This is a genomic window from Flavobacterium tegetincola DSM 22377, from assembly GCF_000425485.1.
Classification (GTDB): domain Bacteria; phylum Bacteroidota; class Bacteroidia; order Flavobacteriales; family Flavobacteriaceae; genus Flavobacterium; species Flavobacterium tegetincola.
Genome location: NZ_KE384383.1, coordinates 145,518 through 160,989 on the forward strand (window position 1 = coordinate 145,518; position 15,472 = coordinate 160,989).

Consider the following 15,472-nt stretch of genomic DNA (forward strand, 5'->3'; position numbering starts at 1 on the left):
TATGAGGATGTAATCCTAGTAGAATTAGATTTTTTGCTAGCTCTTGCAAAGTAGCTTTTCTAACTTTTTTATAACGTAAATGTAAACCAATTTTTTAAAAATAAGGGCTGTGTTTAAGAAATCACTAACATTTAATAATGGAAAATAGGAGAGTGCTGAAATTCCTTTTTACAGTTCACTGTATCGGAATTAGTATAATTATATCAGAAGAAATACTTTTTATATTTTGGAAAAATGGGTGTTCTAGCTCATGCATTTACTTCTGTAATCTTCCAAACTTATAATTTCCAAATGGATTTTTAAAAGTAATCTATTCTGGAAGTATCATCTTTCTGCTTGCAAATTCAACGAAGCTTTTGGAGTTTGCTAGCATTTCTGTTTAGATTTTTGGCTTCCAACTACTATCAAATTTTTTAGCTTCGGGGCCAAATTTCCCTACGTCAAAATTTAGAGCATTCCCATTATTGGTTCCTGGACTGTTATCATTAATTAAGCAAAAAGAAATGACAAGTTCATAGTCACAATCATTATCGGCAATTATTTTGAAGTTACCGGCGTTAAACCATGTTGCATAACTTTTGTCCCAATAGGCAATTTGCAAATTATTTTTAAAGATGGAGTATTTCCTTCCTTTGTGCCCGTAAATTTCATAAAAATCATTTCCAACTTGACATTTATTGTGATTTTTTATCAAGTTGACGGTTCTATATTCAAATGGCTTACTTCCATTTCGGTAGATATCATATTTTGTTTTGAACCAACCAAACCGCTTTTTTAGTGTAAGCTTTGATTTTTTAGCATTGTCTTCAAATAAATTTACTTCTGAAAGAAAAGGGAATGATTGTGTGGAAGCCGAGTGCGTTTGTTTTTCGTTAGTGAAAATTATGTAATTATCACCATTTGAAATTTTATTTTGGTTAATATCAATGATCATAAACTTTGTATTTTACTGCTATTTTCCACATGGCTATCGTCAACAAGCTTAAATAAAGATAGTTGGGTATAGTGCACAATGATTTACACACTATAAACCGATCAGAAAATAGCGTGCGAATTTCTTTTAAAAAAGGTAGCACAAATAATAATTATATGTTTTTTAGCTTTGAACACTTTTAGGATTATAGTCAAATTTTTATCTCCAACTTCTGCGATCTAATTTTATTTATTTTAAGAGATGAACTGCATCTTTTCTAATTTTCCTTGTTCTATCTCTCCTTCATTATTGGCTTTCAAAAACGCGCCCGTTTCAACATTTAAACACGTCAACCACATTCCTCCGTGTGCGAAAGTATCAATACAAATGGTGTGACCAAAATCGGCAATTTGTCCATTTACTCGAGCAGTATGACCGCAAATTACTGTTTTTTCTGCATCATAGATCTGGGCTTCTTCAAATTTCTTGAAAAATAAATGATGCTCATCTTGTTCCTCTAACCTCTTGTTTTCTTCAAGTCCTGCATGAACGAATATATTGGCTCCAATTTCTAAATAAGGCAAGCACGAATCAATAAAATCCCAATGTTCTTGCTCTATTTGATTCATCCAATTTTCGTTATACTCAATTCCATAGGACTTTAAGGTAAGTGAACCTCCATAAGCTCCAAGCCAATAATCAATTATTTCAGGAGAAGTTTTGGCTCGTGTCATCATGATTTCATGATTCCCACGAATAAATTCGAAGTCAAATGTTTTACTTTTTTCTAGTAACCAATCAATAACGCCTTTACTATCAGGTCCTTTATCAACGTAATCTCCAAGAAAAACTACTTTGTCGTCTTCCTTTATTAAGTCTTGCTGAAAAATAGTTTCCAATGCGTTTAAACTGCCATGAATATCTCCAATTGCATAAATTGCCATAATTATTTTTATTTTGATACCGTGTAACTAAAGTCGTAAAGTGAGTGTGTTATACTGTGGATAAGCAATGAAATGCTAGTAATTTACTTTCGACTTATTTTTAAATTTACTTTCTATGAAAGGGTATAAATTGTAAGTGGGATAAATATCTGTTGAAAAAGCCTTCCAAGCCGTTCTTTCAATAGCCAAATTTACCGCAGCTAATTTAGAAGCAGGAAGTTCCAAAACAACCATCTGACCCAGTCCCATAACCACAAACCAATTTACCACAGAAACACCTTCTGGAGGGAGACTTTCGTAAAATCCTTGATTGGTTCTTATCGTTTCAATCTCACTCAAAACTCTACTTTGATCATGCTTAAGAAAGACAGTGACTAGCAACTTGTCATTCGATTTTTCAGCATTAGTTTTGGAATTAAGATCTACTTTTGATTTATTTTTTAACTTATTTTCTATGATAGGATAAAGATTGTAAGTAGTATAAAATTCTGTAGTAAAAGCTTTCCAAGCTGTTTTTTCAAGTGCCACATTCACCGTTCTTAATTTGGAAGCGGGAAGTTCTAATACCACCATTTGACCAATTCCCATTACCACATACCAATCCACAACGGAAACGTCTTCTGGTGGAAAATTTTCATAAAAGCCCTGATCCGTTTTTATTTTTTCAATCTCATCGATGTTTTTACTTTGATCGTGTTTCAAAAAAATCGTCAAAAGCAACTTATCCTCTTTGTTTTCAGGTACTGATTTTCCCACAGTCGTTTGCGAATAAGTGAAACTACTAATTAAGAATAAAGCGAGTAGAAGTATATTTTTCATAGTTTAGGCTTATTTGGATTATTAAATTTTAGACTTTAATCTACTCAAAGTTTCTTGTGATATATTTATGTAAGAAGCTACTATTTTATTGGGCAACCGCTTCACAATATCAGGGTTTATTTGAAACAACTGATTGTATCGTTCTGAAGCATTTAAGGTGGTAAACGACATAAGTCTCTTTGCATTATTCACATAAGCTTTCTCTAAATAGGTACTATAAAAATCCTTCCATACCGGAATAATTGTCATAAGATGCCTAAAATCTTCGTGTGTAATGTACAAAAGTTCACTATCCTCCACAACTTGGATGGTTTCTGTAGCAGGTTCATTGGTTATAAAACTAACAAGTGCTGTAGCAAATTGATTTTCAAATGCAATATAACGCGTAACGTCTTTCAAGTTATCATCAATAAAAAATAACCGTAAGCAACCTTTATTTACAAAATAACTACCCTCACTCACTTTTCCGTGCGGAAGCAAAATTTCATGCTTCTTTTTCTTTATAATTTGAAAGTAGGACAGGATAGTTGTTAAGTCTTCCTCTTCAATATTGATATTCTTTTTGATAAAACAAGTAAGTGCAGCGTAGTTTGTCATTTATATATAGTCTCTCACAAATTTACGGTAATCCATAATATCCTGTATAGAAAGAACCAGCAAATTATGCTCTTTTCCAAATGCTGCAATGGTGTCCGAATTCGCCATTGTTCCGTCATCATTCATTAATTCGCAAAGAACAGCTTCCGGTTCTAAACCTGCTAGTTTCATTAAATCAATACTTCCTTCAGTATGTCCTTTTCTTCCTAAGACGCCATTGTCATTACCTCTCAACGGAAATATATGACCTGGTTTTGCCAAATCAGTACTTTTAGCATTTGCATTACAAGCCGCTTTAATAGTAGTCAATCTATCTTTGGCAGAAACTCCCGTAGTCACCCCTTTTTTTGCTTCTATAGTAATTGTAAAAGGAGTTTGAAAACTACTCGTGTTTTCCTTTACCATATAAGGCAATTCCAATGCATCGGCTTTTTCATTAGTCAAACAAAGGCACACAATACCGCTGCATTTTCTAATCATAAGTGCCATGTGTTCATTGGTCATGTTATGAGCCGAGAAAATTAAATCGCCTTCATTTTCTCTGTTTTTGTCGTCCGTCAAGATAACGCCATTTCCGTTTCGAAGATGAATTAATGCTTGCTCTAATCGTTCTTGACTTTCGGTAGTAGTCATTTGTATCGTATCTAATTCTGCTAGTTCCATTTTAAATAAATTTTAGAAACGCAAAACTAGCATTGTTTCAAGCAAAATTATTTGATGTAAGTCAATAAATGAAGCTGTTTTCAAAAAATGCAAGTTGATTTTTATAGTAATTGGGAGTCAATTATAATGCAACTCCAGTAGAATAGAGTAGGAGTTCCGAATAGCAAAAGCTTCATTGTTAGTTTTAGAAACGCAACGAAGCTTTAACTGTCAATTATATTTTAAATTTTCAATGCTACTTAAATTATAAACATTAGTAACGTTAGGGTATACAATGTAAAGTAGTTCCCCCATTTCACTTTTGGAAGATTTTGAATACCTTAAAAATCGAGCGGTACATTCTATATTATTTCCGTCAACACATTTATAATCAATAAAAGTATTTTGCTAACTGCCACTATATCATCACAGACAAATTGCCGTTGAACTCCAAAATGATAGAACTAATTGGCTTTCTTTTTGAAATTACCAATTTTAAAAAACATATTCAATAGTCCCAGTAGCAACCCAGTGATAATTGCCGTCACGAAAGATTTAAATAACAAATTGATCAATGCTTGATGATCCGAAAAATCAACATCAAACAATCCGTAAAGGAAGATACCTACAAATAGCCCTGCAGTAAGTGATAAAAACGTCACTTTAAAATAAGAAAATCTGTTCATTATATTTTGGTTTTAGATACCAATTTACTTGTTTTCTCTTCTGGTAAAAACGGACCGTTAGCAATTACTTGTTTATGACAAATACCTTCTTTCCTCTTAAACTCACTCCAAGTACTTGTTACTTGACTTCAATAGAATAGGGAAGGAGTTCTGCTCAATTAAGACTTCACAATTTGTACTTCAAACGCAACGTAATCTTGGCTGTTGTTTGCTTTAATAAGACCAAGACGTGTTGATCATATTTTCAATATAATTTCGTAATTTTTAATGATTTTAGGATTGGGCACGGATTGCAAATCCGCGCTATCGGGTTTCATTGTTCGTTCTCCGAACGCAATGAAACCTTAGCTTGTAGGCAGTTATTACTAATAATTCATGTCAATTTCTTCAAAATCTTTAATTTAAAATAATTTTAGCTATTTGCTTGCTTACTTAATTGCAAAAGATGAATTCCTACTCATTTCGTACTTTAAGCGTTTTGGTAGATGCCATTATCGCATTTTTATTGTGATAGAATCATAGCTATCATATTTTGTACCAATTAACCCATAAACAGTTTCACCTTTCAATATAATTTTATTTTGAATATCGAATTGCCTTAATTCATTTTTGAAATTTTTATTAGCAGAATTTGCCACTATAATATTTCCACCAGCTAATCCTGGACCAACAATCAAACCAATTGGAAAGGAGTTTCCTGGTTTAGATTCCGTATAACCATTATTAGTTGTAGTATTCGTTCCAGAAAATATTTGAACAGGGGATAATAATAAATACCATAAATAAGATGTCGGACTTTGTTTAACTGTTTTAAACAGCTTTTCAGTTTCAATCAAAATCACTTCATTTCCGTTTTCATACACAAGTTTAAAATCGCGTCCTAGTAAAATATCTCTATCCGTTTTATTTGTAATTTTAACTGCTACAAGTTTGATATTATTTTTAGTTTCTTTCTTTTTATATTTTTTATCCAACAAATCATATTTGTATTCCAATAAAATATTTTTTTCAATATTTCTTGATGCGTAATTTATTGTATCAGGATTTATTTTTTTGTAACCCGAAGCACAGCTATTTAAAAGTGCTGTTAAAACTAAAAGTGAGCTAATTGTAATAATTCTAGTCATATTTTATTAATAAAGTTTATCTTATTTATAGGTTTTTTTATGGTTTCTGGCAACGTGTTTGTACAGAATTAGTGCCGTGTTTAAAATGCAAATATAGTAAGCAGCCGATTATAAGCAATTACATACACACGTTATTTTACATTGTGCTTTTCAATTTTTACCAAATTACAATAGCACTATATACGCAATCTTTGTAATCATAAAAATATTTTATTTTTTGATATTCAAAAGTTTAAATATTGAATTCCCATATTGCTGGATTTTTAGCCCAAGGGTCAATTAAAACTGCAGCAATTTTAAGGTTTTTTTGTTTGATAGAATGAATCCCTTTCAAATCATTGTTGTCAATTTTCTATCTATACTTGTTTTGAAGTAAATATAACCCAGTTCCCGAACAATAATACCGCTAGCGCGGATTTGCAATCCGTGCCCACAACGTTAAAACAAATCTAATAAAATCACCTCAATTTCATGTTCCAAACCCGCATAATTTCGAGCAGAACTAAAGTAGTAATCTTCAGGTAACGATACACATTTATCCTTCACAGGGTTGTCATGAATGTAGGATACCTTTTGTTTTATAAATGAATTACTATAAATATGTTCGGCATGATAACCATCTTGCCACACCTTATAATGTTGGTCTCTTTTTAAATGTTCACACGATTTTCTAAAATACGCTAGCATCCATTCTCTTCTACTTTCGGGCTCTTCAATAATAGTGTTTATAATCTTTTTTGAAGTAAACTTTTTAAAATCCCTAATAACATCAGACAGTATAAAACTATTAGTGGCTTTGCACAGCAAGTGAATATGACTACTCATTATCACATAAGCATAAATTTCTAAACCTTTATTTTCCTGACAATAACGCAAAGCATTAGTTATAATATATTTCTGATTGAGCCTTGTAAAAACGTCTATCCAACCCACTGTGGTTATTGTAATAAAATAGGCTTCTTCTGTTGTAGTAGCTTTATATTTTGTTGACATATTGCAGAAATTTATTATACTTATGTAAGTGTTTGGTGCTACTTCCTTTAATTATATCACACCGAATTAATTAAAAGCTAAAAATAATTACTTAATTATTAATGACTGTTGGATTGGGCACGGATTGCAAATCCGCGCTATCGGGTACAATAATTCCATCCTTAAAAAAATCACTCACATTGTACTGGACAAAAAAAGAGGATAATCTAATCCTCTCGATATTCTTAAAAACGCTTTACGATAACTCCATATATGTTGATGTCATGTTATCGGTTCTCCAGAAAAAACGGGACAGGTTGTTCAACATAGGTTTCACTGTTCGTTCTCCGAACGCAACGAAAACTTAACTGTTGTGCATCGTTTTTTAATTTTCCCAAACAGAATAATCGATAACCTTCCATTTTCCGTTTTCATTTAATAGCTTTCCATTACAACCTGCACCTTCTATTTTATAATGAAGCTCAAATTCATTTGTGTCTTTTGCAATTACTATCTTGTCAAATACTACATAGTCTTTAATTCCTTCTTTTTCTAATTCTGACATTGATAGTATTCTAACTTTTTGTCCGAACTTATTTAGATTTAAATTTTTCTCAATCAGTTCTGATTCCAACACTTTTACTGGTAATCTTTCTTTTACCTCTGGATGAAAAATCCATTGAAGTTTGGGAAGGTCAAGTATTTTTTGAACAATTAATTCGGTTTGATTGGATTCCGATTTTATTAATTCCGATTGAGTGGTTGAGGTTTCAGAGTAAAGTTGGTTTTCTGCGATGCTTTTCGGTGTATTCTTGCAGGAAATAAACACCAAAAACATTAATAAAATTGCGACTATTTTTTTCATTTCGTGAGTTTTTTCTCAAATTATGCACAACGTTCGTGTTTGTGTATGGTTAGTTGCGTGGTATAAGCGTTAAAGTTAGCAAATAAAAACCGAATAGAAAATCCGCGAGGATTTTCGTAAGTAGTCTTTAACCAAGTAATTAACTATACACGGTGTTACCCAACGTTTTTTATTCCACGTTTTTCTAATTCCGCTTCTAATTCAATTCGTTTTTTCTTATAACTCCTACGAGCTTTATTATACTGAACATTTTTCTCGTCTTCAATTAATTCTGCAATCAAATGTTCAATTTCGTTATCTTTTAATTCGTTTGGTTCTTTGAAATATAATTCTTGTCCAAATTCAGTCGGTTTGAGTGATTTATTTTCAAGTTCATTTATTCTTTCAATTGGCTTTTCAGTTTCCACTTCTGTCAATTCGTAATCGGTTTTTAGTAATTCCGATTTGCCAACTATTTGCAAATACTCACTTAAAATCCGTTTTTCTACAAATATTTTTCCTCCGCCAAATTTGTGTCGGTCAGACATATCTTTTTTAACTCCCGAAATCCAATATTCATCTCCAGTTTCCAAGTCAAAATAATTTCCGCTAATTCCAGTTCCATCGAGACTTTTAAATGCTTTTCCGTCAAAGTAAATTGTTTTTCCGCTTTTTGAGAAGGAAACAAGTCCAATCCAAGCTGGACCATTTCCAGAAAATCCGCTTTTAAGTTCTAAATATTTAATTTCAGTTCGCATTTTTTTTCAAATGTTGGGTAACTACTAAATATTCTAAAGTCTCTACAACTTATTATATCAATCCCAAATATATACAAATTTCCTCCACAAAAAACAATTCCCTCTCAAATACAAATCCAGTCCATCAACTCGCCATCATCTTCCTCGGAACACACACTTTAAAAATTTATCACTGGGAAACCTAAAAAAAACACAAAAGCAAAGAACAAATTAATAAAACAGAAGAATAGTACAGACATTTATCTGTTTTATTTTACCTCGAAGCTTTTGGTACTTTATTGGTTTTTAGGTTGGGAAATTTCGAAGTACAGGGCAGGCCTTCAATTCGACCTGACGAAACTTTTGCTTCGTCCTGACCAGTTCAAAAGTTCGTCAGGACGAATCGGAAACTTGGTCAGGACGAACTGGGATGATTAAAAACATGCTTTTAAATCATTGACTTATAGCGCATTGATTTTTTGCTAAATTCATCAGAAAGTCCTTTTTAGGTGTAAAACTTTTCTTTCATATTTTCACCAAAAGGGACAAAGGCGTCTATTTTTTGGCGTAAGTACACACTTTGATTTTATGAAAAAAAAAGTGCTTATTTTTTACGGCAAAAGCGCACGGGAAAGAGGCTCGCGTTATTTCAAAATACACACTAAAAAAGGTGTATGGTCTATAAATGAAGTTGAAATCTGATGGCAGTTGTAGTAAAAAAAGGTCCGGATGTGCTGTCGTGCTTTTGGCAGTAGTGTAAAAGTTTTAAGTTGAAAAATGCCAGGACACCGGCTGCTGTAATTCTTGTGAAATGAAAAATGTACATTTTGTTTGTACCCGCACTTTACAACTCATATTCCTTGGAGCAGTTGCGTTGGACTTCTTTACTCATACGTAATGGACTGAACCGTGAAGACTCTGCTTCTTGATGCTAATTTTAATACGGCTTCGTCGCCCACTTTTTTGTGAAGAAGCAATTGCGCTATCGGTGAGATGAACGAAATTTTAAGCTGCTTTATGTTGGCTTCATCAACGCCTACAATCTGATAGTGCTGGGGCTGGGTTTGATCATTAACGGCTACCGTAACTGTTGCTCCAAAACGAACTTCATCTTTGGGCTGTTTGGTCAAGTCTACCACTTTTGCGGAAGCAATACGAGCGTTAAGCAAATCCAATTTGGCATGCAAAAAATTAATAGCAATGCGTCGCTCATTTTCATTGATTGCGATAATGTGTTCCAACTGATGAAGCATCGCGGCTCTTTCTGTTAAAAGAGCATCTAGTCCATCTGGAGTAACGTAATTGACCACATTTGCAGGTAAATCTGCTCGTGGGGTTACCATTGGAATTTCTTCTTGGTCATTTTCTTTTACAAATCCTCTGCTCATAAGGTGCTTTTTTTAGCAATTCAACGCTGTGAATTTTGGTTTCCAACATTAAAGTTATTTATTTTAAACGACTTAATAGAATTTGAAATGCTAATTAAAGTTAAAATCAGAAAATTGTAAACAAAATAGTAAGGTGTATTTAAACTGAATTCTGTTATATGGAAAGATGTATAACTAAAAAAGGCTGCTCCAATTGGAGCAGCCTTAATTTTAAATGAAGCGTGATGTTTATTCTTTAATCACTTTCATTGTTTGTACTTTATCACCGCTAGTTACTTTTAATAAGTAAGTTCCCGCTGACAAGTTAGACATGTCTACTTTTCCTTCAGTAGCATTAATGCTTCTTGAGAATAAGTGTTGTCCTAATAAATTAAATACAGCAACATCACTAATGTTTTCGTTGTAACGAATTGTTAATGTGTTTTTTACTGGATTTGGATAAGCTGTAAACGCATTTCCATCAAACGTAGCATTAGAAAGGGCTACATCAATCAAGATGTCGTCTACCAATAGTCCCAATTCATTTTGAGTTGAGTACGCTTGGAATCCAAAAATATAGGTCCCAGAAACCGTTGGCGTGAACGAAACCAGATTAGTTTGTGGTACTCCACCTGATACAGATGGATGGTCTGCTAATACTGTAGTCATCGCTGTACTGATAGCTTCAGTTCCGTAAGCTACTTTTAAACTTTCAACGTAAGTTGATGAGTCATTTCCGTATTTATACGAAATAGTGTACGCTGTACCAGCAACTAAATTAACACTGTTGGTATAAAACCATGTGTTCGCTGCGTTAGAGAAGTCGTAGCTGTATTTCAATACTTTTCCAGTAAAGCCATTGGCTGATGAAGTAGCAGTTATCCAGTCATTTCCTGTCCCTACGTTTTCATTAGAAGTACATAATGGAAGGTTTGGAACTGATACAGCTTCAAAGTCAATGAGGTATGGTAATGTAGTAGTAGCACACAATGTGGTGAATGTAGCAGCTGTAGACCAACCACTAAAATCAGTAGTACTACAACGCGTTCTTACATAAAATTTATAAATGGAAGAACTAGTTAAACCCGTTGCATTAAAAGTAGTAACTCCAGCAGCTACTGTTCCAGTAGGTGTAGTGGTTGCTATAGGTTGAGTTCCGTCAGTTGAATAGAAATAATCGTATCCTTCAGACGCTGTAGTTGAAGCAGCACTCCAACTTAAATTAGCACTGTCAACCGTTACAGATGTAGGGTCTACGCTAACTCCAACAGGTGCAATACAAGTAGGTATAGCCGTTACGTTAATAGTGAATTCTAAGGTTACCCCATAAGAACCGCTGTAACATGGATCAGCAGGTACTTGAACAATATCTGTTGAAACGATTCTCATTCTGTGTAGTCCCAAAGGAGCATCTGCAGGCAATAAGAAACTAGCATCTTGAACAAATGGATTCGTGTTAAGTGATTCGCCAGAAAACAATAGTTCATTTGCCTCAAAAGTAAGGTTGTCATTTAAGTCAATCCAAACATTTGTTCCGTAAGTAAATCCAGTAGCTAAAGTTACTTTCACAGTGTTAGTAATTCCTTGAGAGAAATCAACAGGAGTAGCTGTATGGTCAAAGTAAGTTACATCTCCAGTTGGGAAATTTTGATTTGCCAATTGAACATTAGTAATTCCTGAACCATCATTACTTGTAGGTGCTGAAGTACAAAAGCAACCGTCCGGTGCAGTTACAAAAGTTTGCTCTGTACAACCTGCTGCAGGACCTGCACTGTTGTAAGGAACTATTGAGTAAAAATATGTGGTGTTTACTGCTCCAATAAAGTTGTAACTCGTAACAAGTCCTAAGTCTTGATTATTAGCTACATCTGTACCTCCAGCTGTAGTTCCTACGTTTAAGTAGTAACCATCTGTTTCAGTAGTGGAATTCCATGAAATTGCTGTTGCAAAATTACCACAAGTTGCGTTTGGTGTAGCTACAATATTTGTAGTACATACCGGTACAACAGAAGGTTTCATTTCCCAAATTACATCATCAATATAAACTGTTAGAGATGAACTAGCAGTAGGAAGGGCTCTTATTACTAATTTTGTTATTCCAGCAGGAATAGCATCACTTTCAACGGTGAATATTTGTGCAGTAGACGCGGATGTTCCTGGTAAATTTAATGTTTGTATTGTCACAAAACTAGTTACTTCAGCACTGTTTGTAAAGTAACCTACATCAATACTTTTACCTGTAGCTGAAGCATACGCTGTAAGTTTTAAGCGGTGCGTATCTGCTTGCAAGTTAGAAACAGCAGGCAAAATTGCATAGGATTCAGAAGGTGTAAAAGTGGAAGCAAACATATACAGCCTGTTTGGTGCTGAACCTGGAGTTGCTCCTCCCGTAGTTACATAAGTAGATCCATTACCTGCTTTAGACCAGCAAGTTGGCATAGGACTACTAAAACCAGTAACACTTGAGTCAAAGTTTTGTGAAAATTCAGTTACTGACTCGCAAGCAGTAGTAAACTTAGCTGCAGTAGAAAATGCACCTAAATCAGTACCACATGCAGATCGTACCCAAACCTTATAGGTGGTAGCTGGTAATAAACCTGTAATAGTAGCTTGCGCAAGGTCTGCTACATCAGTGATAGGTGTTAAGGTATTTGGATCAGTTTCTGTTTCCAAACCGTAAACATATTGCCAAGCAGTTTCAGAACCTCCTGGAGTCCAAGAGATCGCAGCTGTAGTACTTGTAGTATTTCCAACAGTCACAACATTTACATCTGGACATAATGGAATTGGTTGCCAAGATACATCATCAATGTATAAAGTAGTTGAAGCAGGCAATCCAGTATTTTTAAATGCGAAAGTAGTAACGCCACTTGGAATAGAAGTAGGAGTATACGTATAGACTGCAGCAGTTGCAGCAGTGGTAGGAACAATGTTAATTGTTTGTAACGCTACATAAGAATTTAAATCATTAGCGTCATTATAGTAGCCAATTTCAACTGTTTTATCCGTAGTACTTGCATACGCTCTAAATTTCAAGCGGTGTGTTCCATCAGCAAGATTGGAAACGCCTGGCATAATAGCTATAGCAGTAGAAGGAACGGTAGCTGTACCACTTGCAAACATATACAATCTGTTTGGAGGCGTTCCTGGAGTAGCTCCACCTGAAGTGATGTAAGTTGATCCATTTCCAGCACGTACCCAGCAATCTGGTAATGGGTTAGAAGAACCTGTTGCAGTATAACTGTCAAAGTCTTCAGAAAATGCCGTAACGGTAGCACATAATGTAGTAAACGTAATTGGGTCAGAGTAAAAACCTAAAGAACCAGTACCACAGTTGGAACGGATCCAAATTTTGTATGATGTATTAGGTGTTAAGTCCGTTAAAGTGATGTAAGGATTATTAGTAACGTCTACAGCAACTAAAGTAGTTGGATCTGTAACTGTACTTGGTCCGTATACATATTTCCATGCTGTTTCAGAACCACCTGGAAACCAAGTAATGTCTGCTGTGTCAGCACCTAAATTAGCGATTTCAATCTCAGAAACATCTGGACAAGAAGGGATTGGTTCCCATACTACGTCATCGATATAGATTGTAGTTGTACCTGTAAAAGCATTTCCGTTTACTCTAAAAGCAAGAGATTCTACACCATCATTCACAAATTGAGGCTCGTAAGTAAATGCTGTAGCACTTGAATTTGCTGTTGAAGGCATTTCAAATGCTTCCAAAACAATAAAGTTAGTTGCGTCTTCTGCATCAAAATAACCAATTTCTAATGATTTATCTGCAGCTGTAGCAAACGCTTTAAATGTCAAACGGTGTGTTTCATCTTGTAAATTAGAAACAGGAGGCAAAACTGCTATTCCGTTTGTTGCACCAGTAGCACTTGCACTTAAATACAATCTGTTTGGAGCAGTAAGTGGCGTTGTACTACCTGAAGTAATATAGCTTGATCCAGTATTTCCAAAACGTGTCCAACAGTCCGGTAAAGGATTAGCAGATCCCGTTGAAGTATACGAGTCAAAATTTTCAATAAATGCTGTCACAGGTGCACAAGACGTTTTAAACGTGTGTGGGTTTTGTGGAAAGTTGCCTAAAGCACCAGCACCACAATCAGAACGAATCCAAACTTTATAAGTTGAATTAGATTGTAATCCTGTTAAAAAAGCTTGTGGATTATTTGAAACGGATACTGGCGTTAGCGTAGTTGGATCTGTAACTGTGCTCAATGCATATACATATTCCCAAGCTGTTTCTGAAGCACCTGGTTCCCAGTTGATGGTAGCAGAGTTGCTGTTAAACGTTTGTGTTTGAACGGTTACTATATCCGCACAAGCAGGTAATTGTTCCCATGCAACATCGTCAATGTAAACGGTTGTTGAACCAGTAGGAGCATTATTTCTAAAGGCCAATTTATTTACGCCTGCAGGAACAGAAGTTGGTGCAACACTAAATTCTTGTGTAGTACTTTGAACAGAACCTGGTAACGTAATTACTTGTACAGTTACGAAAGTACTTAAGTCAGCAATATCTGTAAAGTATCCTATTTCCATTGTTTTACCTGTTGTAGAACAATACGCTTTAAATTTCAAACGGTGTGATTCTGCTTGTAAATTAGATAGTGTAGGTGTAATTGCGAAACCTTGCGTAGGTGTAGTTGCAGTTCCATTAGAAGACATATACAAACGGTTTGCTGGAGAATTTGGCGCTACACTACCAGAAGTGATATATACGCTTGCATTTCCTGCACGTTCCCAACAGTTGGGCATTGGATTTGTAGATCCTGTTACAGAAGTATCAAAATTTTCGAAAAATTCCGTGTTCGGTCCGCAAGTAGTAAAGCTGTATTCTGTACAGTTTGTTGCGTCTCCGTTCGTGTTTGTTCCTACAATTCTAACGTAATACGTTGTAGCAGGAAGTAATGCACCTGCATTATATGTAAGTACATTTCCAACATTAACTGCGTTCAAGATGTCTGTTCCGCCTGCAGTAGTTCCCATTGAGACTTTGTAAGAAGAAGGAGCTCCTGTTGCCGCAGACCAAGTAAGCGTTCCGTTTAAGGGAGCCATCATAGTTCCATTAGTTGGTGATGTTAAAGCAGCATCACAATTTGGTGGACTTGTAATTGGAGTGGCTGTAAAACTTACAACATCAAAATCCAAATTGTCTGGTGTTCCCCATTGTCCTGTTGCAATGTAAACAGTAGTTCCAGCAGCTACTATAGCGCTTACTGTTTTAGTGGTGTTGCCTCCTGTAGTTCCTTGAGCACTTAATTCTCCAGAGAAGGTTGTTCCCGTACAAGTGGAAAAAATACCGATTCCGTTCCAAGAACTTCTTGAAAAGGTGGTCATAGATATTGATTCATCTACGGTTCCAGCTGTATATTGAAACATGTAAACGTCATCATCCCAATACGAAGCAGTAATCGATGTGCCTGTGGGGTTTTCATTCCAGTCTTGGATGCCTCCGTTTCCAGGGGTAGTAATGCCATTCTGGGTGAACCCATTTGTAAGCACTACCGCTGAACCGCAACCAAATTGAGCGTAACTACCAACTGTAAAGAGAGTTAGCAATATACCCAGTAAAGTAAATTTTTTCATGGTAAAGTTTTTAATTAATAATAGTGCAAAATAGTTAAAACTATTCATTAATCAATGGATAATCAAGTATTTAACAAATTAGGGCTGTTTAGTTATGTAGTATTTTTTTATTAAATCGGCAAATAATTTTATAATAAACAGTTATGATTAATTGTTTTTTATTTAAAAAATATAATAATAGATATTTTATTCTGAACTATACTCATCCACTTCTCAATTGTGT

At 34.7% G+C, this 15,472-nt stretch carries 12 protein-coding genes; all 12 read right to left on the reverse strand.

Annotated elements, in window-relative coordinates:
• Positions 1-379 precede the first annotated feature (379 nt).
• The gene (locus H602_RS0110325) at positions 380-934 is read right to left on the reverse strand and encodes an LURP-one-related/scramblase family protein (RefSeq protein WP_026977923.1); all 555 of its coding nucleotides are present in this window, start codon (positions 932-934) and stop codon (positions 380-382) included.
• 233 nt (positions 935-1,167) lie between these two features.
• Positions 1,168-1,857: a metallophosphoesterase family protein gene (locus H602_RS0110330; RefSeq protein WP_035759430.1), complete on the reverse strand. Its 690-nt coding sequence runs from the start codon at positions 1,855-1,857 to the stop codon at positions 1,168-1,170.
• A gap of 75 nt (positions 1,858-1,932) precedes the next feature.
• Positions 1,933-2,676, reverse strand: coding sequence for a hypothetical protein (locus H602_RS20220; protein ID WP_211224080.1), 744 nt, complete (start codon positions 2,674-2,676; stop codon positions 1,933-1,935).
• A 21-nt stretch (positions 2,677-2,697) separates the two neighbouring features.
• Positions 2,698-3,273 carry a Crp/Fnr family transcriptional regulator gene (locus H602_RS0110340; protein WP_026977925.1) on the reverse strand — a complete coding sequence of 192 codons (576 nt, stop codon included), beginning with the start codon at positions 3,271-3,273 and terminating at the stop codon, positions 2,698-2,700.
• Positions 3,274-3,936 carry a 3,4-dihydroxy-2-butanone-4-phosphate synthase gene (gene ribB, locus H602_RS0110345; RefSeq protein WP_051224378.1) on the reverse strand — a complete coding sequence of 221 codons (663 nt, stop codon included), beginning with the start codon at positions 3,934-3,936 and terminating at the stop codon, positions 3,274-3,276. It abuts the gene before it with no gap.
• 443 nt (positions 3,937-4,379) lie between these two features.
• The gene (locus tag H602_RS0110350; protein ID WP_026977927.1) at positions 4,380-4,601 is read right to left on the reverse strand and encodes a hypothetical protein; all 222 of its coding nucleotides are present in this window, start codon (positions 4,599-4,601) and stop codon (positions 4,380-4,382) included.
• Positions 4,602-5,092: 491 nt separating this feature from the next.
• A complete protein-coding gene (locus H602_RS0110355) occupies positions 5,093-5,728 on the reverse strand; it encodes a hypothetical protein (protein WP_026977928.1) in 636 nt (211 codons plus the stop codon).
• A 438-nt stretch (positions 5,729-6,166) separates the two neighbouring features.
• The gene (locus H602_RS0110360) at positions 6,167-6,721 is read right to left on the reverse strand and encodes an REP-associated tyrosine transposase (protein ID WP_026977929.1); all 555 of its coding nucleotides are present in this window, start codon (positions 6,719-6,721) and stop codon (positions 6,167-6,169) included.
• Positions 6,722-7,085: 364 nt separating this feature from the next.
• Positions 7,086-7,565, reverse strand: a complete 480-nt coding sequence (locus H602_RS0110365) for a hypothetical protein (RefSeq protein WP_026977930.1) — start codon at positions 7,563-7,565, stop codon at positions 7,086-7,088.
• A 155-nt stretch (positions 7,566-7,720) separates the two neighbouring features.
• Entirely contained in the window at positions 7,721-8,302 is a 582-nt protein-coding gene (locus H602_RS20225) for a hypothetical protein (protein WP_211224082.1), read from the reverse strand.
• 863 nt (positions 8,303-9,165) lie between these two features.
• Positions 9,166-9,669: a GreA/GreB family elongation factor gene (locus tag H602_RS0110380; RefSeq protein ID WP_026977931.1), complete on the reverse strand. Its 504-nt coding sequence runs from the start codon at positions 9,667-9,669 to the stop codon at positions 9,166-9,168.
• Between the two features lie 228 nt (positions 9,670-9,897).
• Positions 9,898-15,249, reverse strand: coding sequence for a T9SS type A sorting domain-containing protein (locus H602_RS0110385; RefSeq protein WP_026977932.1), 5,352 nt, complete (start codon positions 15,247-15,249; stop codon positions 9,898-9,900).
• Between the last annotated feature and the right edge of the window lie 223 nt (positions 15,250-15,472).

Coding starts and splice junctions, on each gene's coding strand:
- H602_RS0110325 (WP_026977923.1), bottom strand. CDS start 934: ATGATCATTGATATTAACCAAAATAAAATTTCAAATGGTGATAATTAC.
- H602_RS0110330 (WP_035759430.1), bottom strand. CDS start 1,857: ATGGCAATTTATGCAATTGGAGATATTCATGGCAGTTTAAACGCATTG.
- H602_RS20220 (WP_211224080.1), bottom strand. CDS start 2,676: ATGAAAAATATACTTCTACTCGCTTTATTCTTAATTAGTAGTTTCACT.
- H602_RS0110340 (WP_026977925.1), bottom strand. CDS start 3,273: ATGACAAACTACGCTGCACTTACTTGTTTTATCAAAAAGAATATCAAT.
- ribB (WP_051224378.1), bottom strand. CDS start 3,936: ATGGAACTAGCAGAATTAGATACGATACAAATGACTACTACCGAAAGT.
- H602_RS0110350 (WP_026977927.1), bottom strand. CDS start 4,601: ATGAACAGATTTTCTTATTTTAAAGTGACGTTTTTATCACTTACTGCA.
- H602_RS0110355 (WP_026977928.1), bottom strand. CDS start 5,728: ATGACTAGAATTATTACAATTAGCTCACTTTTAGTTTTAACAGCACTT.
- H602_RS0110360 (WP_026977929.1), bottom strand. CDS start 6,721: ATGTCAACAAAATATAAAGCTACTACAACAGAAGAAGCCTATTTTATT.
- H602_RS0110365 (WP_026977930.1), bottom strand. CDS start 7,565: ATGAAAAAAATAGTCGCAATTTTATTAATGTTTTTGGTGTTTATTTCC.
- H602_RS20225 (WP_211224082.1), bottom strand. CDS start 8,302: ATGCGAACTGAAATTAAATATTTAGAACTTAAAAGCGGATTTTCTGGA.
- H602_RS0110380 (WP_026977931.1), bottom strand. CDS start 9,669: ATGAGCAGAGGATTTGTAAAAGAAAATGACCAAGAAGAAATTCCAATG.
- H602_RS0110385 (WP_026977932.1), bottom strand. CDS start 15,249: ATGAAAAAATTTACTTTACTGGGTATATTGCTAACTCTCTTTACAGTT.